The sequence below is a fragment of the uncultured Fibrobacter sp. genome (assembly GCF_947305105.1).
Taxonomy (GTDB): Bacteria; Fibrobacterota; Fibrobacteria; order Fibrobacterales; family Fibrobacteraceae; genus Fibrobacter.
This window is the reverse complement of sequence record NZ_CAMZCS010000027.1, coordinates 14,027-37,153: the sequence shown is the minus strand read 5'-3', so window position 1 is coordinate 37,153 and position 23,127 is coordinate 14,027. Positions and strand designations below refer to the sequence as shown.

Below are 23,127 nucleotides of genomic sequence, written 5' to 3'. Positions count from 1 at the left end.
ATTCTCCTTGGATACAGGTTGTCTGTCTATTTTTTTACTCCAATTTATCAACAGACTAATTTGAATATAACATGGCCATATCAAAAAAACAACAACTTTATGTTGTCAAAATAATTACATAATTCGTTACAATTTTAAAAATGGCGAATTTTTACAAATTGCACGATTATCGGCGGGCGAAATTTGTCAACATACTCTTCGCGCCATTCGCCGCTACGGATCAGGTTGCCGTTCAGGTCGAACGCACGGAACTGCATTCCCTGTATAGGAACCTGCGGCACGGGAGATTTCAAGGACAGCGGATATTGTTCCCGAAACGAAGGGCCACACTGACGCACCGAGTCGACAAGGCTGCATAAATACGGACGAGGAGCTATCCAATCGTAAGTACAGTATTTTCCACTTGTAAGAAATATTTCTGCCGTATCTTCATTCTTTCTAAACATGTTATAGCTTACCGAGGCCAACCCAGACGGTCGAATACCTGACATTTTTTCAAGAATATGATGAATCACGGAATCCGCCTCCGAAGCGGGACCGCGAAACACTCCCGCTTCTTGAAGCCGCATAAATTCATCAGCAACAACATCCTCCACGAGAAAACGCTTTTCCAAGCTATCACATTCTATTTGTGAACCACAGAATTTGAAGAATGTAAGACAGTCCTCAGCCACAAAAATCATGACCGTTGAATCTAACCGTGTTTGATAAGCCCAGTAAACCGAACTCAAGTTGCTAAAATTTTCTACCGTCGGTTCAAGTAACGGCATTTTGGCCATATCCAAATGATTATCATCAAGTAAATTTATTCTTGTCGCCGGATATGTGATATCTAAATGTCCATAACTGACCACTTCACATTCCTGTGCATGGAGCTGCATCGCCAGGCAAAAGCAAACAAAAAATGCTAAAGCGAATCTTTTCATATTCCACCCACGCTTATCCGACCAACCATTTTATAAATATAACCCCAAACAGGGATAAAAAGCAATAGCCTTGTTAAGTTGAATATTGGGTATAGGATTCCCTTTAGTTACTTTGTTACTATCAAATCCTCAAATGAATAGCCAACAGAAAATCCTGTTGAGTCTACGAAATTATTGTATTCCATACGTACAGGTAAAACAGGCGTTCCCAATGGTTTCAAATAATGAATAAAAGTTCCGTTTAGGGGATTAGGTTTACCATCAATCATCTTGGTTGGATGCTTTATCGTAAACATATTTCCCCGTATTTCTAAAACATTTTTAGTATATATAGACCAGTTGGCGTCATTCCAAATCAAAGAGTCCATTAAACCATCCTTGCCATATTCATAAACTCCATACCTTTTCTCATCATACAGCGCCTTCAAGCACACAACATCCCCATCAACATACGTAATGTCATCGCAACCTTCCAACCAAGCATATTCCCCTGTAAATTCTAATTTCTTCACAATTCCAGTAGCCGTGTCTAAAACAGCAACAGGGCATTCTCTTAATTCCATCTTCAGCAATACATTCCCACCAATCCACGGACGCCCATATTTTCCGCAATTGCACTCACACGGAGCCTCACAATTCCATTTCCGAACAACTCTAGGTTTCTCGCCAATTCGCCAAAAACCGAATTCATCATCGGCATTGGAAAACATAGCCGACGAGTCATGATAATAACCATAAACAATACTTATACGACCCTCAACAGTGTCACCCCATAAAGGGCTCTGCTTTTTTCTATAGTTCACCAGGAATAAGCCCGGATTCATCGTTCCCTTATCGCAGTATTCCCAAGAATTACAATCATCATCCCAAAGTTCCCATCCTCGCAAATTCTCCATAACCGCCAAAGAATCATCTATAATGGCAACGAGATATCCATTCGTGCGATTTTTATCCACGACAAACCGTTCCTCATCGTCCAAAAGCCCACACCCCCACATGCAAATACACGCTACTACCAGCGCTATAGCAATCCAAGGTCTTTTTTTCAGGAACGGCATAAGAAAGCAATTTTACAAAAGAAATGCTGTTTGCAAGTCAATGGCCTATTTTTTCGGATAACCAACCAGATAGTGCTCAAATTCGCGGATTTCGTAGCCGGCGTTTTCCAGGGCATAGCGGGAGTCGGAATCGTTGTTCAGGAGATAGACCGACGAGCCGTCTACGCGGTTCTTGTCAAAGTAAAAGTGGTAGCGCCCGAAACGGGAAGCATCGAGGAAGGCGGCAGGGTAGTTCGTGTAGCCCACAGTCTGCAAGAAATCGCTGAGTTCCGGCTTCGCAAAGAAGAGGACGCGCGGCCAGCTCACGCCACGTTCCACGTTCACGACGGAAGCGTCTTTCAGCTCGGTTTCCACGAATGTCATGGCGTCTTCGATTCCGCGGCAGAAATTCCAGGCAATGCTGTTCCGGTAATCGGTAAAGTAGTGGTTCTCAAACGAGACGAACATGCACGCATACACGGCGAAGGGTATCACAAGGGCCTTCGGGTTCAAATAATTAAACACAACGTAAAGCCCACGCGCAATCATCACGAGCATCGGGATAAAGAGCAGGTTCACGCGGTTGATATTCACGTTGATGAGGATGCCGATGGCAAAACCGGCGGCAAGCCATACGAGCATGAAAAAGTCAAGCGTCGCAATGCGGGCCCTGAGCCCCTTCCAAGCGCCCTCGATACTCCACAAGAACCCCACAAAGAAGAACGGGATGGATATGGGGTAGAAGATCCCGAATTTCTCCGTAAAGTTCCACGGCAGGCCATCGCTTTGCAGCGTGAGAATGCTAAAGAGGTTGCCGATATTCTCCGGGATTTTCTCGAACGAGATTTCGCTATCGCGGAAATACAGCAACTTGGGGACGCTCAGGAACGGGAGCGAAATGGCATCCATGCGGCCCTGGTTCACCAGCATGAACAGCAGCAGCGGAACGCCAAGCACCAAAAGGACGGCAAGGGCAATCCAGGTGTAGCGGCAGTTGCGCAACTTGCGAATCCAGAACAGGTAAGCCACCTGCAAAAGAATCATGAACGGGACAACGGCCCAGATTGTCGCGTAGGCGTAAAGCGAGAGCCCGTAGAACAGGGCCGAGAGCACCAGGAATTTCGGGCGGTCGACACCCTTTGCAAAAAAGTAAATCCCGAACAGCACAAAAGCGGGAGCAAGATTCGATTCCAGCCCCCAGCGCGACAGCATAATGTGCCACGGAGCGATGGCGAGCACGAACAGCACGGCAAGCGCCTGGCGGGCGCCCACGTACATTTTCACAAGTTTATATATAGCCACCAACGAGAAGATGCCGGCCAACAGCATGGGCAAGCGGATGACCCAAACCTTGAGGCCGAAAAGTGCCACAAAGGGCACCATCAGGTAAGACTCGAGCGCGTTCATGCCAGAACCCCAAGCGGTAAGGTACACAGGCATGCGGAACCCGAAGGAATCCCGCGCCGTTGTCAAGAGCGTGTAAGCGTTATAACCGGCAAAGGCTTCGTCCTGGTTGATGTCGGCGGGAACACCCGTGAACATGAAACAGCGCGCGAACACGCCCACGGCAAGGAACAGCCAAAACAAATAGATCTCTACGGGGACCTTCTGTACAAGGCGGGCGACATCGGCAATACGCAATTTCACAGGCACGGCCTACTTTTTCAACTTGACAATAGGTGACAGCCAGTCCGCATGGTCGTAAGAATCAGGGCCAAACGGATCCGTCTCTAACCGGAGAATCTTGTAACCTTCAAGCGATACCGCAGTAGACACAGGAGCTCTCGCACTCCCCCTTACAATACCACTCTGCCAAAGGAGATTTTCATCACCGTAAATACGGAAGACGACCTCGCCAAAATCAAAAACTTCGTCATCAACACCAACAGACACAAAGAAGGAATCGGCATCGGCTGGCAAGATGTAGACAATACTCGACGGCGCATGAGTACCTATTCCGTATTTGTACTGCCTGCCACCAACCTTAAGCGGCGCGTTATCTACGGATTTGTTCATCATGGGCACCAGATATTCCTGCCGGAAACTATTGAACTTGAAACCACTCAAGATTATCTCGTCATCTTTCTGTTGCACCTTGACAGGGCTAAGTATATGAATATGGAAAGACACATCCACCAGCAGGCACACCCCAAGGAAACAATAAGGCACAAAGCGCGGTATATTGAGCCTTGAGACAAGAGAGCAAAGCTTCGCGAACGCCTTCGGCATAAGAAGGTAGGCAATGCCTCCCGCCATCGTCAATACAGAAAGCACCGAAAGCCAAGTCCAGGCACTACCACCATGGAACCCATCGCACAAGATGCTCACGTTGCACGAGGCGACCGCCGTCAAAAGCATCACCCACACAAGGGAGCGGCGCCAATCCAACACGAACCAGATGACCGCTACGGGAATAGCGTACAAGATGTAGCGTTCGTGCATGCCCGGCAGCAAGACGAAGAACGCGGCAGCATTCCACGTGGCCAGTTCAAACACACGGCGCAGAGACTTGCAACGGACAGCAGCGATAAGCGTGAAGATGGAGAAAAGGACAAACAGCGCCTTGCCCACATAAGAGGGGCAGAGCCAGAAGAACAGACCCTTTTTAGACAACCCGAAGAACGGAGTCGCATCGGGCGAGACGTTCCCCACCGTGAGCATCCATAGATTCGCGGCATTGTATGTAGAGAACGGGTACTGCGAAGTTGTGTCGACATAGGCGCGCTGTAGCATGCCCGCAAGGTTATCGCTCAAGAAAAACGGCAAGAAGACAAGCGCCACCGCCACGACAGCAAACGGCAGGCCCTTCCAGGAACGGCGCCAATTCTTGATGAAGAGTCCACCGAACACCGGCAGGAACAAAATCATCTGGAACTTCGCGAGCAGCGACAAAACGTACAGCGGAGCCGCAAGCATGGTCGTACGGCGGAAATAGATGCAATACAGCGACGAGAGCGCAAGCACCACAGGGACAAGGTCCACCTGCCCCCACATCGGGCCACCGAGCAAAATGGCGGGGTTCAACGCGACACAGGCGATTAAGAGATTCTGCTGCCAACGCGGGAGATTGTAGCGGTCCACGATGCGGCAAGAAAAATCAACCAAGAACAGGTGCGCAAAATACACCGGCCACAGGCAAAGGAACTTGAGGAGGAAAGTCTTCGCGACAACGATTCCAAAAATCGAATGGATTTGCGCGACGACCCACAGCCAAAAAACATAAAGCGGAGGATAATTGCCCAGGAAATTCCCGAAGCCCCCGTCAATCAATGACTGGACCCACCCTACCCAATAACTCTGATCGCCGTCGTAAGGAGCCGAAAGTGTGCAAAATAAATTCGCAATAACACAAATAATGCCCCAAAGGACAAACGTTCTCAAATTCGTAGATTTTCTCATAATTCCAAATATATAAAACTTCGGCGGAGCATCTTTTTTTAGAATCAGCGGAAGAATTCGGCAACGAGCCGCACCATGCTTTCGTGGTCGTTGACGGCCGTCATCTCGCGGATACTGTGCATACTGAGCATGGGTTCACCGATATCCACCGTCGGAATTCCGAGACTTGCCGAAATCGCGGGGCCCACGGTAGAGCCACAGGGCATATCGTTACGCATCACGAACGTCTGGCAGGGAACATTAGCTTGTTCGCACAGCAAGCGGAGCCGGGCCGACGAGACGGCGTCGCTCGCATAGCGCTTTTGCGCATTCGTCTTGAGAACAATGCCACCGCCCAGCACCGGAGAATGGTTCGCATCGTGTTTTTCGGGATGGTTCGGATGTACAGCATGAGCAGCATCGACAGAAAGCGCAAAGGATTCTCCGAGAATCGCAGACAACATAACATCATTTGTATTGTCACCGCAAGCGGCATTCCAAACGCTTTCCAAAACACCGCGCAAGAAATTTCCGCAAGCGCCTTCTCGCGTTTCGCTGCCGATTTCTTCGTTATTGCAGAAACACGCTACGCAAAAATCATTGGCAGGGGCAGGCGCACCTGCCAAAGCCTTCGCTACGGCATGGCAACTCCCTAGATTGTCGAGCCTGCCCGAATAAATCCATTCGTCGTTGAAGCCGCCAAAAGATGCCGGCTGCGCATCGAAGAGCTGCACGTCAAAGTCGAGGAGCCTGCCTTCAGCGCCCAGTTCGCCTTGCAGAGCATCGGCGAACGCGGACGGGCTACCGTCCGCCGTGGCAGCCCGCCACAGGGCGTTGAAGTCCACCTGCGGGTCCACCTTCGTCCCGTCCTGGTTCACGCCGCGGTTCAGGTGGACAGCCAGGCTCGGGATGCGGAACAGCTTGCTGCCGCGTACGAGTTTTGTCTGCACATTCCCATCCTTTTCGTAGGCGAGCACTCCTGCATAACCCAAGTCACGGTCGAGCCAAGTCGAATAGATGGGAGAGCCGTACACCTCGACATGGAGGGTAGAGGCCCCTGCAGCCGTACGGTCCGGCTTCGGAGAAATCTTGAGTGCCGGAAAATCCGTATGGGCCAAGGCCAGCCTGAACCTGGAGCTTTCGTTTACCTGTAGCGGCATCCTGAGGGCAACAAGGGCTCCGCCACGGACAAATACATATGCCTTCCCAGGCGCAAAAGCGGCCCGGTCCGTCATCTGCCGTTCCTCAAAACCGGCAACGGCAAATAAGCGACGCAGGCAATCTACGGTATGCCAGGGGGAAACCGATTCGTTCAAAAATTGAAAATATTCCATAAAACCTCTAGGCGCGGATTATTTATCCGAAATGCAGGTCGCCGAATTTCTTTTCGAGCAAGCCATGTAAAAATTTATATATTCCTGAATATGCAGTTCAAGCCGTTGAAACAGATCAACTGGATGGAAATCTCCGGACTACTGGTCGGAGTGCTTTTCACCGTTGCCGTCATGATTTTCGGCATTGTCCTGTATGCAAAGATTTTTTCGACAGGCATGGTCGGCATCGAGGAGTACAAGCTCCACAGCACCTTCGACAAGGCTCTCGGCCTGAGACCCGGCACCCGCGTGCAAATTAGCGGCGTTGACATTGGCCAGATTTCGGACATGACCATCATCGCGAACGGCGTGAGCATGGAATTCACCATTCGCAAGGAATTCCAGAACTGGATTACCGACAGCGCCGAGGTGTTCGCCATCCGCGACCAGAACGTCATTTCTGCGCGTGTCATCAATATCGACGTGAGGCGTGGCAAGGGGCGTGTGCTGCAAGACGGCGACTACCTCCCGCCAGGCAAGGCCCAAGACATCGAAACCGTCCTCGAAACCGCAAACGAACTTTTGGCCCGCGTGAACAGGCTTATCGACGCCGCAGATACGCTCCTCGGCATGGCCATGGATACAGGAACGACCGTGGGCGCTCTCTTTGGCAGCCGCCTCCTGTACGACAACCTGAACCGCCAGCTCACCCGCCTCGACGACATTACCTACACCGGCATGAACGCCCTCAACAAGGCATCCAGCCTGATGGACACCCTGCAGAGCGACGTACCCATGCTGCTCAACAAAGTGGACACTATCGCCACGAACGTCTCGGGAATGGTGGACAATGTTTCAGGCATGGTCGACAGCCTCAAGGAAGTCCCGGGCCGCGTGAACACTCTCCTGAGCAAGCTCGACACGACCGTCGGGCGCGTAGACGGCATGGTCGACAATATCGGCAACGTGAGCACCAGCCTCACGGACTTCATCTCCTCGTCCGAAGAAACTCTTGAAAACGCCGACGACCTCATGACCGGCATATCGAACATATGGCTCATCCGCAGGTCCATCCCGAGTAAAGACACCGTACCCTTCATGGTGGAGACGCTATGGTAAAGTGCAAGCACCTCATCGCATTGGCGCTCGCCCTCAGTACGGCAGCAATGGCATCGGAATCTGGAGAGCTTTCGTACCGTGCGCAGAAATCGCTCGAGAACGGGAAATTCGCGCGCAGCTACAGCCAGCTTGAACGCGCACTCCTCGCCAGCCGCAAAGAAGCCGACCTCCTGTCCGAAGCGCGCATACTCCTTTCGATGGCGCACATCCGCACATTGAGCCTCGACCTTGCGCTAGCAGATTCGCTTGTATCTATCGTACGCAAGGGAGCCCTTGACAACCAGACATCTGTCCTTTACAACCAAGTTAAGGTCGCCCTGAGCAATGCACACGAAAAATACGCCGACGCGGCAAAACTGTGCAACGAACAAGACAAAGACCTTTTGAAGAAATCCGCAGACGGAGTGCAGGCGACCTTCTATTCTGAATGTGCCATCGCACAGGGAGCTCTCCACAAGACGCAAGAAGCGCAAGAAGCACTGAAGATGGTCGGCAAACGTTCCGACAAGAGCAGCGGTATCTACGCCTGGACCGAAGCCCGCATCGCCGATTTGAATGCGCAGGCCAATGCAGATTCACTCTACCAGGTGGCAGAGAGCCGCTCTATCCAAGGCAATCGCCCGCACATGACGGCCACCATCCTTTATTACCGCGGCAAGCTCGCCGAGGCAAAGAACGCCGAACTCGCGAAAGACTACTACCTCCGCAGTAAGAACGCATTCGAGCTGATGGGGCTGCCCAACAACGCAAAACGCAGCACAAAATAGTTTGTATTAAATTTCGTAACGTGGGCTGAGGAGACTCAGTCCTTTTTCGTTGTATCGGCTACGGCAACCGAATCCACCTTGGATGCAAGCGAATCAACAGTAGCGGCTGTCGAATCAGCAGCAGGTGGTTCTACAGGCGGCACATACTTCATCGACATGCACAAGCCGAACGCCTGCTGCGGATGCAATTTGCCATCGGCCACCTTCTGGATGATATCCTTGATGATTTCCTTCACCCGGTCTTTTTCTTCCATGGTCGGCAAGGCGCGCAATCCCAACATGCGGAACATCTTGTTGCTCAAGCTCTCGAGGAACGCCTTGTAGCGCGGCTGCATCGCATCTTCGATAATCGTCGCGACGGCCATCTCGGTCTGCATGGTATCCAGCTCGAACGTCCTGTATATAGTGCGGATGTGCGGAGGAATCGTCGTGTCCGGGCTGTCAAAATAGGGGCGCATCACGTCGGCTGCGGCCTTCTTGTTCGGGTGCGGGCCGTTGGCAAGCCGCAGGGCATAATACAGCGCGAGCCTCCAATCGTCCGGGAAAATCCTGATACCGCGGCGGAACACCTTGAAGTCCGACGTATCGGGAGCATCCATGGCACTGATGCCGCCGACCACGTAGTACGGCGTATAGAACAAACTATCCAAATCCGTACAGAGGTCGGCAATATGGCCGAGGTACGCAAATTCGGTCCCCGTCAGGTAGCTTTCGCCCAGGTTGGTAAGCGCCTTGATCCAGAACAGCCCCGCCACCGAAGAATTGTTTCCGGCAGCAACATAGCGAACGTAATTCGCCTTGGGGATGAACGATTCATCGAACTGGGTATTAGGCAGCGGACGCGCATAATGGAACGCCACCACGATAGCCAAGATCGAAAGAATCAGCGTGACCAAGTAGCGCATCGATTGCCCACCCTTTAGCGCAAGCTGTCAGCCAAGCGCTCCAAAGCGTCAACGCAATCGTTGGCGAAGTTTGCAGGTGTATTGTTACGCTGCCAGGCAAAGTTCAGGCCACTGCTGGAATTCAGCACGTGGAACTTACGCTTGCCGCCGCCATTGGCAATGGCATTGAGCACGGTCTTTGCGTCGCCGCCCTGCCCACCGGGCACGCCAGGAATAGACACGCCAGGAATCAGGAACGGGATTTCGTGCTTTTTGGCAACACAGTACGCCGTAATCTGTTCAAGTTCTTCGGGGTGAGTCGCACCCACGACAGCGCCGAGGTAGCCCTTGCCATCGTCCCATTCCACAATCTTGTCTGCAACGGAATAGAAGGCACTGGCGACATCGCGCGGGTCGTCCCCGCGCAGGACATTCATGTCCTGAAAGTCGTGCGCGCCCTTGTTGCTCGTACGCAACAAGACGTAGGCGCCGTTCTCGCTGTTTTCACGAATAAAAGGCGATACCGAATCTGTTCCCATCCACGGAGAAACCGTCACGGCATCGGCGCCGTACACGTCGTACGCGGCATTCGCGTAGGCCGCGCTCGACTTTCCGATGTCGCCCCTCTTCGCGTCGAGAATCACCGGGATACCCGCACTCCTATAGTCAGCAATCAGCTGCTGGAGCACAAGCATAGCCTGCACACTCACGCATTCGTAATAAGCGCTGTTCGGCTTCACCACAGCCGGGAACACGTTGCGCTTGGCGCAGCATTCCAGGATGTCGGAATAGAAACGCTTGATCTTGTCTTCGGGTGTGCCCTCGAGCGGAATCAGCTTGAGCACAGGGTCCATGCCCATGCACACCGGGTTGCCACATGCGGCGATACGTTGTTCAAGACGGTCGTAGAAGCAAGTCATTACTTGAGTTCCTCTTGAATCTTCGCGGCTTCGTAAGAGAGAATACCATGAGCAACAGCGACGTTCAAGGATTCGAGTTCGCTGCTCATCGGAATCTTCACCGTCTCGTCGGCAAGTTCAATCAGGTACTGGTTCGTGCCGGCACCTTCGTTACCCACCAGGAACGCCATCTTGCGCAGCTTGCGGGCGGGAATTTCCCCGAGACTCTGCCTTGCATGCAAGTCAGAAGCGATGATGGTGTAGCCCTTGCTGCGGAGGAAGTTGATATGTTCGACCAGGTCCACGTCGTATTCGAACGGAACGCGCAGGAACGTACCCGACGAACCGCGCACCACCTTCGGGTTGAACGGGTTCACCGTGCCACGGCCAAGCACCATGCCGTTGGAACCGAAACCGAGGCTCGTGCGGAAGAGCGTTCCCAGGTTACCCGGGTCTTGCACGGCATCCACAAGCGTGAGCACGCTGCGGCTCTGTTCGTAGTTGGGCTTGTTGCTTGCGCAACGGCAGTGGGCGATAATCCCCTGCGTCGTCACGGTAGAAGACAGACGCTTCATCTGTTCTTCGGTGAGCACATGCAGGTTGACTTCGGCCTCGTTAATCTTTTCAATCAAGTTCTCGTCGCTGAAACCTTCGACCACGTAGACCGCGATAACGATTTCGCGGTGATGGCTCACGAGTTCGTCCACGACATGCACGCCTTCACCAAGGAAGTGGCCTTCGCGTTCGCGGCCCTTCTCGGTCGTGAGGGCAATGAGCTTCTTGAACCAGGGCGGATTGGAAACCGGATCCTCGATAGCCTCCACCTGTGCGGAACGGGCTTCAAGTGCCTGCTCGTCCAGATTCTCGTCAAAGACGGCTTCCTTCTGTTCGGGGCGCTGGCGATAAACCGGAGCAGCGCCACGGTCGGCACCACGGCCACCGCGACCACCACGGCCGAACGAGGAACGGTCACCGCCACGGCGGTCGTCAAAACGGCGCGGGCGACGGTCGCGGTTCCACGGACGGTCTTCGCGACCTTCACGGCCTTCGCGGTCGCGGGACGGACGGTCCTCGCGGTCACGGAAACGGCGGTCTTCGCGCTGTTCGGATTCCCCGCGGGCGCGGAAAGGCTTGCGACCACCACGGGCATCGTCGTCACGACGTCCACGGCGTTCACGGTCTTGCACTTCGCTCACACCGAACTTCCGGTTGAGAGCAGTCTTCAAAGTGCGCTTCGGCTGGTTGATTTCTTCGCTCATAGTTTTTCCATTATCCGTTTGGCGACAGACTCGCCATCGATTTCCAACATCTTATACAGTTCTTTGATTTCACCCTGTTCCACAAACTTGTCCGGAAGCCCAAAGCGGAGCAGCTTCTTGTCGGTAAGCCCGAAGTCGGCGAGGAGTTCCGCAATAGCAGAACCATAACCACCCACGAGGGTATTGTCTTCGAGCGTCACGATAACCTTGTGCGACTCCAAAAGATTCCTGTAGCACTCCATGTCCAGCGGCTTGATGATGCGGGCATCCACCAGCGTGGGGTTATAGCCCTTTTCACGCAGCACTTCGGCAGTGCGCTTCAGTTCGTTCGTCATAAAGCCGGCACCGAGCAACAGGATATCGGAACCCTGTTCCAGCACCTTGGGCAACACATAGTCGAACTCGCCCGTCGCAGGCTTGAGTTCTTTTTCAAGAGAGACCCCGCGCGGGTAGCGGATAGCCACCGGGCCCTCCATGCCAATGGAGGCGACAACCATGTCGCGCAGTTCGTTCTCGTTCGACGGCGCCATGATAGTCAGGCCAGGGACGGAACGCATGAAGGTGAGGTCGAAGGCGCCATGGTGCGTGGGGCCGTCGGCACCTACAAGGCCAGCACGGTCGAGCACGAACACCACGTGCAAATTCTGTAAAGCCACATCGTGCATCATCTGGTCGTATGCGCGCTGCATGAACGACGAATAGATGGCTACGACAGGAATGATGCCGTCACAGGCAAGGCCTGCGGCAAAAGTCACGGCATGTTCTTCGGCAATGCCCACGTCCACGACGCGGTCCGGCAGTTCCTTCGCGACAATGTCCATTCCGCAGCCCGTCGGCATGGCTGCCGTGATGCCCATGATGCGTTCGTCCTTCTTCGCCAGTTCAAGCAAGGTATTGCCGAACACACTGGTGAGGGACGGGTTCATGTTGCCGGGGTGGAGCGGAAGCCCGCTCTCGGGGTCGAACGGCCCCGTGCCGTGCCACTTGGTCGGGTTCTTCACGGCAGCATCGAGCCCACGGCCCTTCTCGGTCAAGATATGCACGAGGCACGGCCCCGGCTGCACCTTGACTCGCTTGAGGAGCATGATCAATTCGTTGATATCGTGGCCGTCGATCGGGCCAAAATAGCGGATGCCCAAGTCTTCGAAAAAGCGGCCGGGCTTCACGACCATCTTCGCCGCCTTCTCCGCCTGCAAGAACAAATCGCGGAAGCGTAAGCCGAGCACGCCAGGGAGGCGCGTCATCAGGCGGTCCAAGTCACTGCGCATCTTGTTGTAGACCGGGTCCGAAATGATACGGTTCAGGTACTTGCTGAATTCCCCGACATTCGGAGCGATGCTCATCTTGTTGTCGTTCAAGATGATGGTCATGTTGTGCTTGGAAATACCCACGTTGTTGATGGCCTCGTAGGCCATGCCGCCTGTCATGGAGCCGTCGCCGATGATGGCGACCACGTTGTTCTTGCGGCCAAGCTGGTTGCGCGCAGCGGCAAAGCCGAGCGCCGCAGAAATCGACGTAGAAGCGTGCCCCGCACCGAAGCAGTCGTACTCGCTCTCGTTGCGCTTCAGGAATCCGGAAATGCCGCCCTTCTGACGCAGCGTGCCGAACTTCTCGTAGCGGCCGGTAATCAGCTTGTGCACGTAAGCCTGGTGGCCCACGTCCCAAATAAGTTTGTCGTCAGGAGTATCAAAAACGTAATGCAAGGCGAGCGTAAGCTCGACAACGCCCAGGCTGGACGCCAGGTGTCCGCCGTGCTTAGCAACCTGACTAATAATCGTCTCGCGGACCTGCTTGGCAAGCTGTTGCAGTTCTTCGACGGAACACTGCCTGATATCCGCAGGCGACTTTATGTCTTTCAAATCTTTCATTTTACGCGGGTAATGATGAATGCGGCAATGGCGCGGAAGAGGGAGGTGTCACAATCGAGGGCATCCAGAGCAGCGATGGACTCCTCGTAGAGTTCCCTCGCCCGTTCACGGGACTTTTCAAGGCCGAGCAGCGCAGGATAGGTCGCCTTGCCCCTTTCCACATCGGAACCGGCATCCTTGCCGAGTTCCTCTGTCGTAGAAACGATATCCAAAATGTCATCGACAATCTGGAAAGCAAGCCCGATGGAGCGACCATACTTGCGAATAGTTTCCACGTCCTTGTCCGAGGCGCCCGCCAAAAGCGCACCGACCTCGAGCGAGGCTTCGATGAGGGCCGCCGTCTTGTGGTAGTGGATGTAATCGACGATTTCGAGGTCCACCTTCTTGCCCTCGCACTCGATATCAATCATCTCACCGCCAATCATACCGAAAGTGCCAAGCAGGTGCGCAAGAACCTCTATCGCCTTCGCATTGCCTGTCTTGCCCATCAGTTCAAAAGCAAGGACGCACAGGGCATCGCCCGCCATCACGGCAGTCGCCTCGCCGAACTGCTTGTGCGATGTCGGCTTGCCGCGACGGAAATCGTCGTTGTCGATGCAGGGCAGGTCGTCGTGAATCAGCGAGAACGTGTGAAGCATCTCGAGGGCGCTCATGGCGTACCAAACGGACTCACCCTTGCCCCCGAACAGGTCGAACGCGGCACGTACAAGTGCCGGACGCAAGCGCTTGCCGCCAGCGAACATGGAATACCGCATGGCCTCGTGGAGGCGGCAGGGACGTTCCTTTTCACTGGGAAGAAATTCTTCAAACTTCGCTTCGACTTCCTTGGAAATCGTGGAAAGATACTGGACGGCAACAGCCGCTTCTTTTTCTAAGCTCTGCATAACGATACAAAGATACTTAATTATCGGTGTTACGAAAAGGGCGCCAAAGGCGAAAGATTCACCCTAAGACGCCCAGTTAATAAGAAAATAAGCGGAAACGGCGCGATTTACTAAAACAGCACGCCGTACAGCTTGATGTCGTCTATGTAGAAGTTGGAACCGCCTTGGGCAAAGAAGTGGAGTTGCTTCACCCAGCCCCTGACGTAAGTCCAAGGTTTCAGGCCGTCAACGTTGTCAAGTGCATTTATGATAAGGTCGGAAGGTTCGACCACGTAACGCTGCCACTTCGCCGTATCAAGGTCCATCCACACGGACGCGGCCTTCAAGTTCATGCCGAGTTCTTCGGAGACCTTGTCCCAGTTTTCGACAGCAACGCGAATCTGGCCGTCACCCTTTGCATAGAAGACGATGGAATCGAGCAGCGAAAGGTTCCATGCCTTGTCCTGCAGGTTGGTTCCCACCAGCACCCAGGCATACGAAGAATTCCACAGCCAGTACTGTCCATGGAACACGTTGGACTTGCGCGTAGAATCGTACTCGACACCCTTTTTGATAGAAGAATCCTTGGGGTTTGGCGTCAAAGACGAACCCAGGGAGTCCATGCCCGTGTACCAATAGTCAAAGGAATCTTCAAAGTTTTGCAGCGTCATGGAGGGAGCGTGGAAATCAGCAGTGTTCTCGTCGACAACCACCTTCACTTCTACAGGAAGTTTGTTCATCTTTTTATCAACAAAATAGAGTTCCACCGAATCACCCACCGGGAGGGCGGGGAATACATAACTTCCGTTGAAATCCGTCTTCACGAGCACATCCAGCCCGCGTACGCCCACGTAGGCGAAGAACATGTCGCTGCGGAGAGTCACGCGCCCGACAAGGGACCCCGTCGCGGACAGCTCTACAGTGTCAAGTTTTTCTATTTCCTTGCTAGAAAGCACCTTGGAATAGGCGATGCCGTTATCCACCACGGTAAGGCGGTAATCGCCTTTCTTCAGGCTGTCGAGCACAAAGCGGCCATTGGAATCCGCACGAATTTCGGAAACGACAATCGAATTCGTGAGGGATGTATCTTCGACCATCTGGTCCACCGAGCGCACAGCCACGGAAGCGAAGGGCACAGGCTTGCCTTTCGACACGGCGACAATGCCTTCCGTCTTCAGGTTCACCGTTTCCATGCCGTAAGGCTGGACTTCGACCTTGTGGCTTTCGTACACCGAGTCGTAGCTTTCCTCGGCGAAATACAGTTTCAGGGAATCACCGGAGGGGACCGTCGGCAAAGCGAACTTGCCTTCGGCATCCGTCTTCACGAGCATGTCCATGCCATAGACACCGACCCACGCATATTCGCTTCCCTTCGGGAGGTCGACAGCGCCCGACACGGAGCCCGTGGCAGTCAGTTCAATGGAGTCCAGCTTGGAAAGTTCCTTGGCGGAGAATGTCTTGGAGAATGCGGCACCGACGCTCACCACGGTCATGCGGAATTCTTCGTCGGAAGAGACCGTGTCCAAGATAAAGCGGCCGTTGGAATCGGCAAAGAAATCCGGCTGGATTACAGAATTTTCAAGCGCAGCAAGAGAGGCCTTCTGGTCAACACGTCGGAGAGCCACGCCTGCGAAAGCCGCCGGCGCACCGTCTACGTAGGCCACGATGCCGTTGGTTGTTTCACTTCCGGGGCCACCAGCGGTCTCGGTTTCGGAACAGCACAAGAGCAAAAAGACCCAGGGCAGAAAGATAAATGCCTTTTTCATTTTTCTCTCTCCTGCAACTTCTTCACAAATCCCAGCGGGAACAATTGAACGTTCAGCTGGAATACCGTGTTGTCGCCGGTACCTTCCTGCGACAACCTCAGAAGCTCCGAACGGAACTCCTTGATCTTTTCACGAATAAGGGCGATGTCGTCCATGTTGAAGGTCATGGTCACCGTGCTGATATCCCTCAGCGGCGGCGCGTGGCGCTCCAGGGATTCCCCGGCCAATCGGATGGTTTCCTTCTGGAAGGCACGGACCGCTTCGGACCGCCAGTTGCCTCCCGTACTTACGAAGGTGTCGTTGACTTTCCAGAAGCCGTCCCTATCCGTAGATATCATATTCAGGTCGTGCAGCAACTGGATAGACTCCTTTGCCTGTTCCACCGTAATCGCCGGTGTACAGCTCTCCGCTAGACCCTCATAATCATCTTTGAATTTACATATTCCAATGATGGAACGTATCGCGTTATAATACCAATGTCTGTAAAATTCGAGTTCTTTTTTGGCGAGGCGCTTCAGGGGGATGCCCTTGAGCATCTGCATCTTCTCGTAATGGTTCAGGGCTTCGGAGTCGGTTTTGGCCCTGCCAAAATGCACAAGTTCGGTCCAGTATGCCGTTTCCTTCTCGTCTAGGCCAAAAAATTCGGCCATGGGCTTGATCAGGTTCACCGAAAGATGGATCTTGCTCTGGGAAACGCGCAGCAGGTTACCGGGGTCGGCGTCTAGCTTCATCGCCATGTAACGCCACGATACGACGGATTTGCGCTTTTTGAAATCCTCAAAAGCGTCACGTATCCACTCGCGGTAATCCGTGTATTCAAAAATCGGTTTCACTATCGGTCCTTTATTTCGTTAAAAAGCAAGGTTTTAACCCAACCTAAGACCCTCATGATAAAGATACTTTTGTAAACTAAAAAAAACGAGTCACCCCCCCTAGAGTTCGTTGTGGAAATTTACAACGACTTTTCTAGGACCACACTCGGCCGTCCAGTGGCATTCGGGAGCTCCCTTGGCCGCCATGTTCCGGCAATTTCCCTTGAAAACGAACCATTCGGCCCTTTCCCTGTCGGGAGCGAAGGTAGCCGAGTACTCCAGTTCGGCAACCTTGGAAGCGTGAACCTCGGGAGCAGCCATCACCGCAGCCGTGACGCGAATCACGCATTCGTCCTTGCCCGGCATTTCTGCATCCGGGTCGACCCCCTCGGCAGCAGACCAGTGCAGCTGGACGGGCCTGAACCCGACACCGAGGTCCGGGGAATCGGACCGGTTCCCCGTGCATGCGGAAAACGACGCCACGAGGGCGCCGCAGACCAATAATTTAGCGGGTACGCTTATATGTGGCGCTCGTAACGCGATTACGGCCACCTTCCTTCGACGCATAGAGAGCCTTGTCGGCGCGCTCGAACAGGCGCTTCGGGTCTTCGTCGGGAATCATCTCGGCAATACCGAAGGAGCAGGTCACCTGCTGCTGCTTGATGAGCACGGTATTTTCAATTGCAATGCGGAGCTTTTCGGCAAGGAACTGGGCATTCTGGATAGGCGTGTCGCCGCAGAGCACCACGAATTCTTCGCCGCCCCAACGTACCAAGGCATCGGTATTACGGATCTTGCCCTGGATAAGTTTTGTCAAGTTCACCAGCACCTCGTCGCCGACCTGGTGGCCGTAGGTGTCGTTGATATGCTTGAAGTGGTCGATATCCAGCATCACGAACGAGACCGGACGGCCATTCTTGCTCAGGTTCTCCTGCTCGCGCATGAGCACGCTGCTGAAACCGGCGCGGTTGAGGCAACCCGTGAGCGGGTCTTCCTTGCTGGAGCGTTCGTACTCGGACTTCTCGATTTCCAGGGCGCGGAGGTTCTTCTCGAGTTCCTCTCGCTTCTTCTTCTCCTTGGCGCGTTCGCGGCTATAGTCGAAGAAGCGGATAATCAAGATGATGAGGAAGGAGACAAACCAGAGAGCGACCAGGATAGAAACGAGGTCGAGTTTTGCAATCTTTTTGCCCTTGAAGCAGAGCCCCTTGATTTCGAGGGTACCGTAACCAAGCGGAGCATTGGTGCCCGTCTGGATTTCGATAAGCGGGACATTGCTCAGGTCGACACGGGCCTTGTGCACATTGATAGCGTTCTGGGCGACCCACCAGCTCGCCACGCGGAATTCCTGCGGGACAAACACCGCCGGATAGGTCTCTTCGAGCGGGAAAAATTCGATTTCGTTGAACTTGAGGGAGGTCTCGTCTTCGGCACGGTAGAACGCGCTGTCGTAGCCGCGCATGTACAGGCGGACCGTACCTTCGCCACGGGGCTTCACCCACACGAAGATACTATCGTAGCGGGAAAGGTCCTTACCGCGGGTCTTGCCGTCGCCGAGGAATATCTTGACGCCGGCATACGGGTAGGCATACCCCTCGCGGAGCTCGTAGTCCACGATGATGGAGGAGTCCGTACGCTCCATCGCGATAGCCGACGAGCCGCCGTCGACGGAGTCCGTCTGGGCGATAATGTAGGGGTAATCGGCGAGATTGAGGAACACGATGTCGTCGAGACCGTTACGATAGGCGAACAGGGCTATCACGGTCACAAGCAACAGCACAAAGATCAGGATGTTCATCCTAAAGAGGGCGTATATCTTTTCCATTATCTTTGACATGCGGGTATCCCCAAAATTATACCTTGAGGTTAAAGATAAATAAAATTTTGCGTTAGCGACTCAACCATTTTGCCAATTTTGCCACAATTGGGCGCATAGTATTGGCCATTTCGCGGTGAGAATGGACAGAAGGGTGCCCCAAAAGGGCCGAATTTTCGGTCTGAATGGCCAAAAACTCCAAATCGGAGCGTCCGGAGGCCACCTGGGAGTCGTAAATGGCCTTGACCGTGGGGGTCAAATCGTCGTTCGGCCATACTTTGGTAGAAACGAGCAAAAACTTCACGCCGGGGTGGGCGGCACGCAATTTATCCAGAAAATCGACGTAAGCCTTCTTGAATTTTCCCTTGTCCGCATAGGGAGGTTCGCCCTGGAAATCGTTGATGCCGATGAAGAGAACCACTACCTGGGGGTGGAAGCTACCCATGTCGTAAAGCGCTGCATCCGGCTCCGAAGGGGCTGCCCCCGGAACCGTGTAGCGGTAAAGTTTCTCGATAGTCCATTCCGGGACAATGTTCGCATAGTTGCGCACAAGCCCGCGGCCGCTGAAGGCGTTCACCTGGAAGTCGGCCTTGAACCCATCTGCAAGCAAGAAGGCGTAGCTCAAGGAGGAGTTCGTCTTTTCGAATTCGAGATCGGGGCTATCGCCTGGGCCACCCTCGCAACCAAACCCCACCGTGAACGAGTCCCCGATGAACTCGATGCGGCGAGCAGGCGCGGCAGGTTTCTCAAAAAACTGGCCACCCTTGTCCAGGGATACTTTATATAAACTAACAAAGCCCGGATTCGTCTCGCTAATCTTGATGAGGCGGTAGCGGTGCTTTTCGCCGTCCAGACCCTTCACGACCTTGACCGTACGTTCGTCGCCCGTCACAAAATATTCCTTGGGAGTGCCGTCCACATCCAGGCGCCAGCGACTTGTTCCCTCGAGGTCGAACGAAAGCGACTTGGCACTTGCAATAAACTGGACCGTGGCGGCAGGAGCGCTCGTGCGCGCGCGGTCCGCAGAAATTTCCCAGCGGCCATTGAAAAGGCAGTTGTCCATAGAAGAAGCTCCGAAGGCTTGCAGGGCAGCGAAAGCCACCACAAAGAAAAACGTGTAACGCATACCTCGAATATAGATTATCTGCCTGACAATTTTTTCCCATCTCCCACAACCTAATCAATATTGTATATTCTTTCCCATGCGCAACCATCCGCTTTTCCCCGCCTCACTGGGCCTGCAACTGCTGGTCTACGGGACTCTCCTGGGTCTCGCCGCGGCAAGCGTGGCTTCGCCACCGCCCCAAAAGGAGCCCACCTCCCGCGAAAGCGCGAAGGCAGGGAGAACGGCGAGTGCAGCGAAGGCAGAGGCGCCGGCTCCCGGTTCCGAGGGCGACACACTCACCATTGAGGACAAACGAATGGCATACCTTGTCTACAAACTGCTGGACAAGGACGGGAAGATTAAAGGCGCCGACATCAAGCGCGGAGCTAAGCTGTTCTACCAGAACTGTAGGCCCTGCCACGGCGAAGACGGTCACCGCATCAACTTCACCCCAGGAAGCGGTGGAACATTCATCGGCCAGCGCGCCCGCAACGACATGCCCACGTTCTGGCACCAGATGAACTTCGGCGACGAAGAGCGCAACATGCAGGCCTACTACGACGAAATCCCGCTCGACGAGATGGTCGACATCGCCGGATACGCCCAAACTTTGCCCTAGGGCCCAAATACAAAAAAAGCCCGAACCTCGGGGCTAAGTCCTTGATAGTTGGGAAGTTATAACAAGCGATTCTTTTGCTAGAATGCCGAAGACTGGCTGCTAGATGGTTTCTTGCGCATTATGTTCGCTTCTTTGGCCAAACCACGATGCGTCACGGTACCGATAGCGAAATAGCGGCCGTCCTTCTGGACTATAGCGGTATAGATATCCAGCGCCTTTACGGAGAACCACTGCTGGTACAGATTGTGGATGCCCTCGCGCAGGTCTGTATCTTTAAGGGTGGGGTCCTGGGAGGATTGCCCGTACTTTGCCGTGAACTGGTCCGACATGTAGGCTACCGCTTCGAACGATTTGGAGAGCCTAGCGCGTTCGACCCGGCCGGTCCTCACCTCGAAGGCATAGAACTTGTCGTTCTTGTTGAAAATGAAGTCCACCTGCACAGGCAAATCGGCGAGCATGTAAACGGGAATCACCACACGCTCGCCCTCGCCGCTACGTCCGTAGGGCTCGTAACCCAGCTTCATCACCTCTTCGATAACAGTCTCACGGGTAGACCCGAAAGGGATACCCGCAAAAGAGGTAACATGCTGTGCTAGCGCTTCCATAGAAAGCGCCAGCACAATCAGTGTGGCTATAAATCCGTTTCTAAACACGCAATTCTCCTAAAACCAATGTAAAACATAATAAACTTTAGGCGAAAAAGCACCCTTTTTGTAAAAAAATGGCTCCTTTATCTATATTTTTATCATGTTTAGCACATTTGGTAACATTTTTGCAATATCCACGTGGGGTGAATCACATGGTCCCGCGGTCGGAGCCGTCCTCGACGGGTGCCCCGCAGGCCTGCCCATTTGCGAAGCCGACATCCAAAAAGCGCTCGATCGCAGGCGCCCCGGACAGAGCAAAATGACCACCCCCCGCGCCGAAAAAGACCAGGTGAAAATCCTTTCGGGCGTCTTCGAAGGCAAGACGACGGGAACCCCCATCTGCTTCGCCGTCTTCAACGAGGACCAGCGCAGCGGTGACTATTCCGAAATTGCCAAATGGTACCGTCCGGGACATGCGGACCTGTGCTATGACATCAAGTATGGCTTCAGGGACTACCGCGGCGGTGGCCGCAGTTCCGCCCGCGAGACGATTGGCCGCGTGGCCGCCGGAGAAGTCGCCCGCATCCTTTTGAACAAGGTCGCAGGCACCGAAATCCTCGCATGGGTATCGTCCATTGGCGAGGTGGACTGCCCCGAGGTCGACATGGACAAAGTTTCTCTGGAACAAATCGAAGCAAGCCCCGTGCGCTGCCCCGACAAGGCCGCAAGCGACGCGATGGAACAGGTCGTCCTCGGGGCACGGCAAAAAGCCGACAGCGTTGGCGGCACCATCACGCTCCTGGTGAGAAACCCGCCCAAGGGCCTCGGCGAGCCGGTGTTCAACCGCCTCGACGCGCTGCTCGCGCAGGCGATGCTCAGCATCCCGGCCTGCAAGGGTTTCGAAATCGGGAGCGGGTTCAAGGCCGCCCGCATGTACGGCAGCGAACACAACGACGAGATTTACCACGACGAAACCGGGTTCCACACGCGCACGAACAACGCCGGCGGAAGCCTTGGCGGCATCTCGAACGGTGAACCCATCGTGTGCAGGCTCGCGTTCAAGCCCACGCCGACGATTTCCCAGGAGCAGAACACCGCAAGCCGCGAAGGCGAAAACGGAACGCTCGCCGCGAAGGGCCGTCACGACCCCTGCGTCGCCGTGCGCGCCCCCGTGATTGTCGAAAGCATGGCGGCTTTGGTCCTTGCAGACTTGTTCCTGCAGCAGAAGCGCAACGATATTGGCCTCTAAAAAAAGAAACTTGCTACTGTACCCCTTAGCAGCGCTGTACCGCGCCGCTTACGTTATACACCACCGGCTGTGCCTTAGGCCCGGCCGGCCGACATCGCACGCCCAAGTCGTGATTGTCGGGGCATACCGTAACGGCGGTGCGGGCAAGACGCCCTTCTGCATCTGGCTCGCAAACAAACTTTGCGACCAAGGGAAAAAAGTCGCCGTCCTCTGCCATGCGGCGGCAAAAGACGAAGCCGAACTGCTCAAGAACAAACTCCCCCGCTGCACCGTACTTGCCACGCGGAACCGCTACACGGCCGCACACAAGCTGGACCCGGATTTCGATATCATCCTCTGCGACGACGGCTTCGAAGATTCGCGCCTGCAATTCGCGAAGGCGATATGCCTTGAATGGGGCGATGAACCGCAGGGCATCGCCGACTTGTTCCCCGCGGGCAGGGCACGGAGCCTCGCCAAAGACCACAAGAACATAGCACTCCGGCTGAATTGCGCAGGCACCACCCCCGATGTCCGCTTTTGCATACAGCAAATTTGCAACATCCAGGGCCATGCACCCGGAGCCCCCGCCACACTCGTGGCCGGAATCGGCGACCCGCAAAGGTTCTTCCACGACATGGAGCACATAGAGCTGCAAATACAAAAAGCCATCGCCCTGCGAGACCACGACACAGGAATCGAAAACATTGTATCCAAACTGCTCGCAGAGGGGCATAACGTTATCACCACCGAAAAAGACGCCTGCCGACTTAGCCCGAACTCTGCCGCGAACGCCAAGTTGTTCGTAGCTGCCCAAACTGTGAATGTGACCCCAGAAGCCGAAGCCAGAATCATGGCCCTCCTGCGCTAGCCGGACGACCACA

General features: G+C 54.3%; 21 protein-coding genes. 5 read left to right on the top strand and 16 right to left on the bottom strand.

The features are described from left to right. Positions 1-134: 134 nt before the first annotated feature. The 5 genes from Q0Y46_RS11440 to Q0Y46_RS11420 all read right to left on the bottom strand — a co-directional run bounded on the left by Q0Y46_RS11440 (position 135) and on the right by Q0Y46_RS11420 (position 6,675). Positions 135-926: a hypothetical protein gene (locus tag Q0Y46_RS11440; protein WP_297947490.1), complete on the bottom strand. Its 792-nt coding sequence runs from the start codon at positions 924-926 to the stop codon at positions 135-137. Between the two features lie 107 nt (positions 927-1,033). After that, positions 1,034-1,984 carry a hypothetical protein gene (locus Q0Y46_RS11435; RefSeq protein ID WP_297947488.1) on the bottom strand — a complete coding sequence of 317 codons (951 nt, stop codon included), beginning with the start codon at positions 1,982-1,984 and terminating at the stop codon, positions 1,034-1,036. Between the two features lie 45 nt (positions 1,985-2,029). Next, complete coding sequence (locus Q0Y46_RS11430) at positions 2,030-3,610, bottom strand: glycosyltransferase family 39 protein (RefSeq protein WP_297947486.1); 1,581 nt, start codon at positions 3,608-3,610, stop codon at positions 2,030-2,032. Between the two features lie 9 nt (positions 3,611-3,619). Beyond that, a complete protein-coding gene (locus Q0Y46_RS11425; RefSeq protein ID WP_295680919.1) occupies positions 3,620-5,362 on the bottom strand; it encodes an NPCBM/NEW2 domain-containing protein in 1,743 nt (580 codons plus the stop codon). A gap of 44 nt (positions 5,363-5,406) precedes the next feature. Next, on the bottom strand, positions 5,407-6,675 hold the full coding sequence (locus Q0Y46_RS11420; RefSeq protein WP_297947484.1) for a M18 family aminopeptidase: 1,269 nt from the start codon (positions 6,673-6,675) through the stop codon (positions 5,407-5,409). Between the two features lie 90 nt (positions 6,676-6,765). Between Q0Y46_RS11420 and Q0Y46_RS11415 the strand changes: the two genes are divergently transcribed. Next, positions 6,766-7,773, top strand: coding sequence for an MlaD family protein (locus tag Q0Y46_RS11415; RefSeq protein ID WP_295680913.1), 1,008 nt, complete (start codon positions 6,766-6,768; stop codon positions 7,771-7,773). Further along, positions 7,767-8,540: a hypothetical protein gene (locus Q0Y46_RS11410; protein ID WP_297947481.1), complete on the top strand. Its 774-nt coding sequence runs from the start codon at positions 7,767-7,769 to the stop codon at positions 8,538-8,540. Before Q0Y46_RS11415 ends, Q0Y46_RS11410 begins: the two co-directional genes overlap by 7 nt. Before the next feature lie 35 nt (positions 8,541-8,575). Here the strand turns inward: Q0Y46_RS11410 and Q0Y46_RS11405 are convergent, their stop codons facing one another. The 10 genes from Q0Y46_RS11405 to Q0Y46_RS11360 form a co-directional block, all read right to left on the bottom strand. Beyond that, the gene (locus Q0Y46_RS11405) at positions 8,576-9,445 is read right to left on the bottom strand and encodes a hypothetical protein (protein ID WP_295680908.1); all 870 of its coding nucleotides are present in this window, start codon (positions 9,443-9,445) and stop codon (positions 8,576-8,578) included. A 14-nt stretch (positions 9,446-9,459) separates the two neighbouring features. Continuing rightward, positions 9,460-10,344 (bottom strand): orotidine-5'-phosphate decarboxylase, encoded by an 885-nt coding sequence (pyrF, locus tag Q0Y46_RS11400; RefSeq protein WP_290956260.1) that lies wholly within the window; start codon positions 10,342-10,344, stop codon positions 9,460-9,462. Next, positions 10,344-11,582 carry an RNA methyltransferase gene (locus Q0Y46_RS11395; protein WP_295680904.1) on the bottom strand — a complete coding sequence of 413 codons (1,239 nt, stop codon included), beginning with the start codon at positions 11,580-11,582 and terminating at the stop codon, positions 10,344-10,346. The genes pyrF and Q0Y46_RS11395 overlap by 1 nt, the downstream gene beginning before the upstream one ends. Then, positions 11,579-13,450, bottom strand: a complete 1,872-nt coding sequence (gene dxs / locus Q0Y46_RS11390; RefSeq protein WP_295680902.1) for a 1-deoxy-D-xylulose-5-phosphate synthase — start codon at positions 13,448-13,450, stop codon at positions 11,579-11,581. Before dxs ends, Q0Y46_RS11395 begins: the two co-directional genes overlap by 4 nt. Further along, positions 13,447-14,334 carry a polyprenyl synthetase family protein gene (locus Q0Y46_RS11385; RefSeq protein ID WP_295680900.1) on the bottom strand — a complete coding sequence of 296 codons (888 nt, stop codon included), beginning with the start codon at positions 14,332-14,334 and terminating at the stop codon, positions 13,447-13,449. Before Q0Y46_RS11385 ends, dxs begins: the two co-directional genes overlap by 4 nt. A gap of 110 nt (positions 14,335-14,444) precedes the next feature. Further along, the gene (locus Q0Y46_RS11380) at positions 14,445-16,079 is read right to left on the bottom strand and encodes a carboxypeptidase-like regulatory domain-containing protein (protein WP_295680898.1); all 1,635 of its coding nucleotides are present in this window, start codon (positions 16,077-16,079) and stop codon (positions 14,445-14,447) included. Next, positions 16,076-16,912 (bottom strand): TIGR02147 family protein, encoded by an 837-nt coding sequence (locus Q0Y46_RS11375; RefSeq protein WP_295680895.1) that lies wholly within the window; start codon positions 16,910-16,912, stop codon positions 16,076-16,078. The genes Q0Y46_RS11380 and Q0Y46_RS11375 overlap by 4 nt, the downstream gene beginning before the upstream one ends. Positions 16,913-17,011: 99 nt before the next feature. After that, the gene (locus Q0Y46_RS11370) at positions 17,012-17,374 is read right to left on the bottom strand and encodes a hypothetical protein (RefSeq protein WP_297947477.1); all 363 of its coding nucleotides are present in this window, start codon (positions 17,372-17,374) and stop codon (positions 17,012-17,014) included. A 22-nt stretch (positions 17,375-17,396) separates the two neighbouring features. Continuing rightward, positions 17,397-18,725 carry a GGDEF domain-containing protein gene (locus tag Q0Y46_RS11365; protein ID WP_295680889.1) on the bottom strand — a complete coding sequence of 443 codons (1,329 nt, stop codon included), beginning with the start codon at positions 18,723-18,725 and terminating at the stop codon, positions 17,397-17,399. Between the two features lie 52 nt (positions 18,726-18,777). Continuing rightward, positions 18,778-19,830 (bottom strand): GDSL-type esterase/lipase family protein, encoded by a 1,053-nt coding sequence (locus tag Q0Y46_RS11360; protein WP_295680887.1) that lies wholly within the window; start codon positions 19,828-19,830, stop codon positions 18,778-18,780. Positions 19,831-19,906: 76 nt separating this feature from the next. Here Q0Y46_RS11360 and Q0Y46_RS11355 point away from each other — a divergent pair, with 76 nt between their 5' ends. Then, positions 19,907-20,428: a hypothetical protein gene (locus Q0Y46_RS11355; RefSeq protein ID WP_295680885.1), complete on the top strand. Its 522-nt coding sequence runs from the start codon at positions 19,907-19,909 to the stop codon at positions 20,426-20,428. 77 nt (positions 20,429-20,505) lie between these two features. On the opposite strand, the gene Q0Y46_RS11350 is transcribed toward Q0Y46_RS11355, so the two are convergent. After that, a complete protein-coding gene (locus Q0Y46_RS11350; protein ID WP_297947474.1) occupies positions 20,506-21,081 on the bottom strand; it encodes a hypothetical protein in 576 nt (191 codons plus the stop codon). A gap of 94 nt (positions 21,082-21,175) precedes the next feature. On the opposite strand from Q0Y46_RS11350, the gene aroC reads away from it, so the two are divergent. Together aroC and Q0Y46_RS11340 are read left to right on the top strand one after the other, a co-directional pair. Beyond that, the gene (aroC, locus tag Q0Y46_RS11345; RefSeq protein WP_297947472.1) at positions 21,176-22,264 is read left to right on the top strand and encodes a chorismate synthase; all 1,089 of its coding nucleotides are present in this window, start codon (positions 21,176-21,178) and stop codon (positions 22,262-22,264) included. 10 nt (positions 22,265-22,274) lie between these two features. After that, a complete protein-coding gene (locus Q0Y46_RS11340) occupies positions 22,275-23,114 on the top strand; it encodes a tetraacyldisaccharide 4'-kinase (RefSeq protein ID WP_297947470.1) in 840 nt (279 codons plus the stop codon). Positions 23,115-23,127 lie beyond the last annotated feature (13 nt).

Bases quoted from the DNA above. Each gene is read 5' to 3' on its own strand.
- Q0Y46_RS11365 (WP_295680889.1), bottom strand. From the start codon at position 18,725: ATGTCAAAGATAATGGAAAAGATATACGCCCTCTTTAGGATGAACATC.
- pyrF (WP_290956260.1), bottom strand. From the start codon at position 10,344: ATGACTTGCTTCTACGACCGTCTTGAACAACGTATCGCCGCATGTGGC.
- Q0Y46_RS11385 (WP_295680900.1), bottom strand. From the start codon at position 14,334: ATGCAGAGCTTAGAAAAAGAAGCGGCTGTTGCCGTCCAGTATCTTTCC.
- aroC (WP_297947472.1), top strand. From the start codon at position 21,176: ATGTTTAGCACATTTGGTAACATTTTTGCAATATCCACGTGGGGTGAA.
- Q0Y46_RS11415 (WP_295680913.1), top strand. From the start codon at position 6,766: ATGCAGTTCAAGCCGTTGAAACAGATCAACTGGATGGAAATCTCCGGA.
- Q0Y46_RS11435 (WP_297947488.1), bottom strand. From the start codon at position 1,984: ATGCCGTTCCTGAAAAAAAGACCTTGGATTGCTATAGCGCTGGTAGTA.
- Q0Y46_RS11395 (WP_295680904.1), bottom strand. From the start codon at position 11,582: ATGAGCGAAGAAATCAACCAGCCGAAGCGCACTTTGAAGACTGCTCTC.
- Q0Y46_RS11410 (WP_297947481.1), top strand. From the start codon at position 7,767: ATGGTAAAGTGCAAGCACCTCATCGCATTGGCGCTCGCCCTCAGTACG.
- Q0Y46_RS11360 (WP_295680887.1), bottom strand. From the start codon at position 19,830: ATGCGTTACACGTTTTTCTTTGTGGTGGCTTTCGCTGCCCTGCAAGCC.
- Q0Y46_RS11405 (WP_295680908.1), bottom strand. From the start codon at position 9,445: ATGCGCTACTTGGTCACGCTGATTCTTTCGATCTTGGCTATCGTGGTG.
- Q0Y46_RS11380 (WP_295680898.1), bottom strand. From the start codon at position 16,079: ATGAAAAAGGCATTTATCTTTCTGCCCTGGGTCTTTTTGCTCTTGTGC.
- Q0Y46_RS11355 (WP_295680885.1), top strand. From the start codon at position 19,907: ATGCGCAACCATCCGCTTTTCCCCGCCTCACTGGGCCTGCAACTGCTG.
- dxs (WP_295680902.1), bottom strand. From the start codon at position 13,450: ATGAAAGATTTGAAAGACATAAAGTCGCCTGCGGATATCAGGCAGTGT.
- Q0Y46_RS11425 (WP_295680919.1), bottom strand. From the start codon at position 5,362: ATGAGAAAATCTACGAATTTGAGAACGTTTGTCCTTTGGGGCATTATT.
- Q0Y46_RS11440 (WP_297947490.1), bottom strand. From the start codon at position 926: ATGAAAAGATTCGCTTTAGCATTTTTTGTTTGCTTTTGCCTGGCGATG.
- Q0Y46_RS11420 (WP_297947484.1), bottom strand. From the start codon at position 6,675: ATGGAATATTTTCAATTTTTGAACGAATCGGTTTCCCCCTGGCATACC.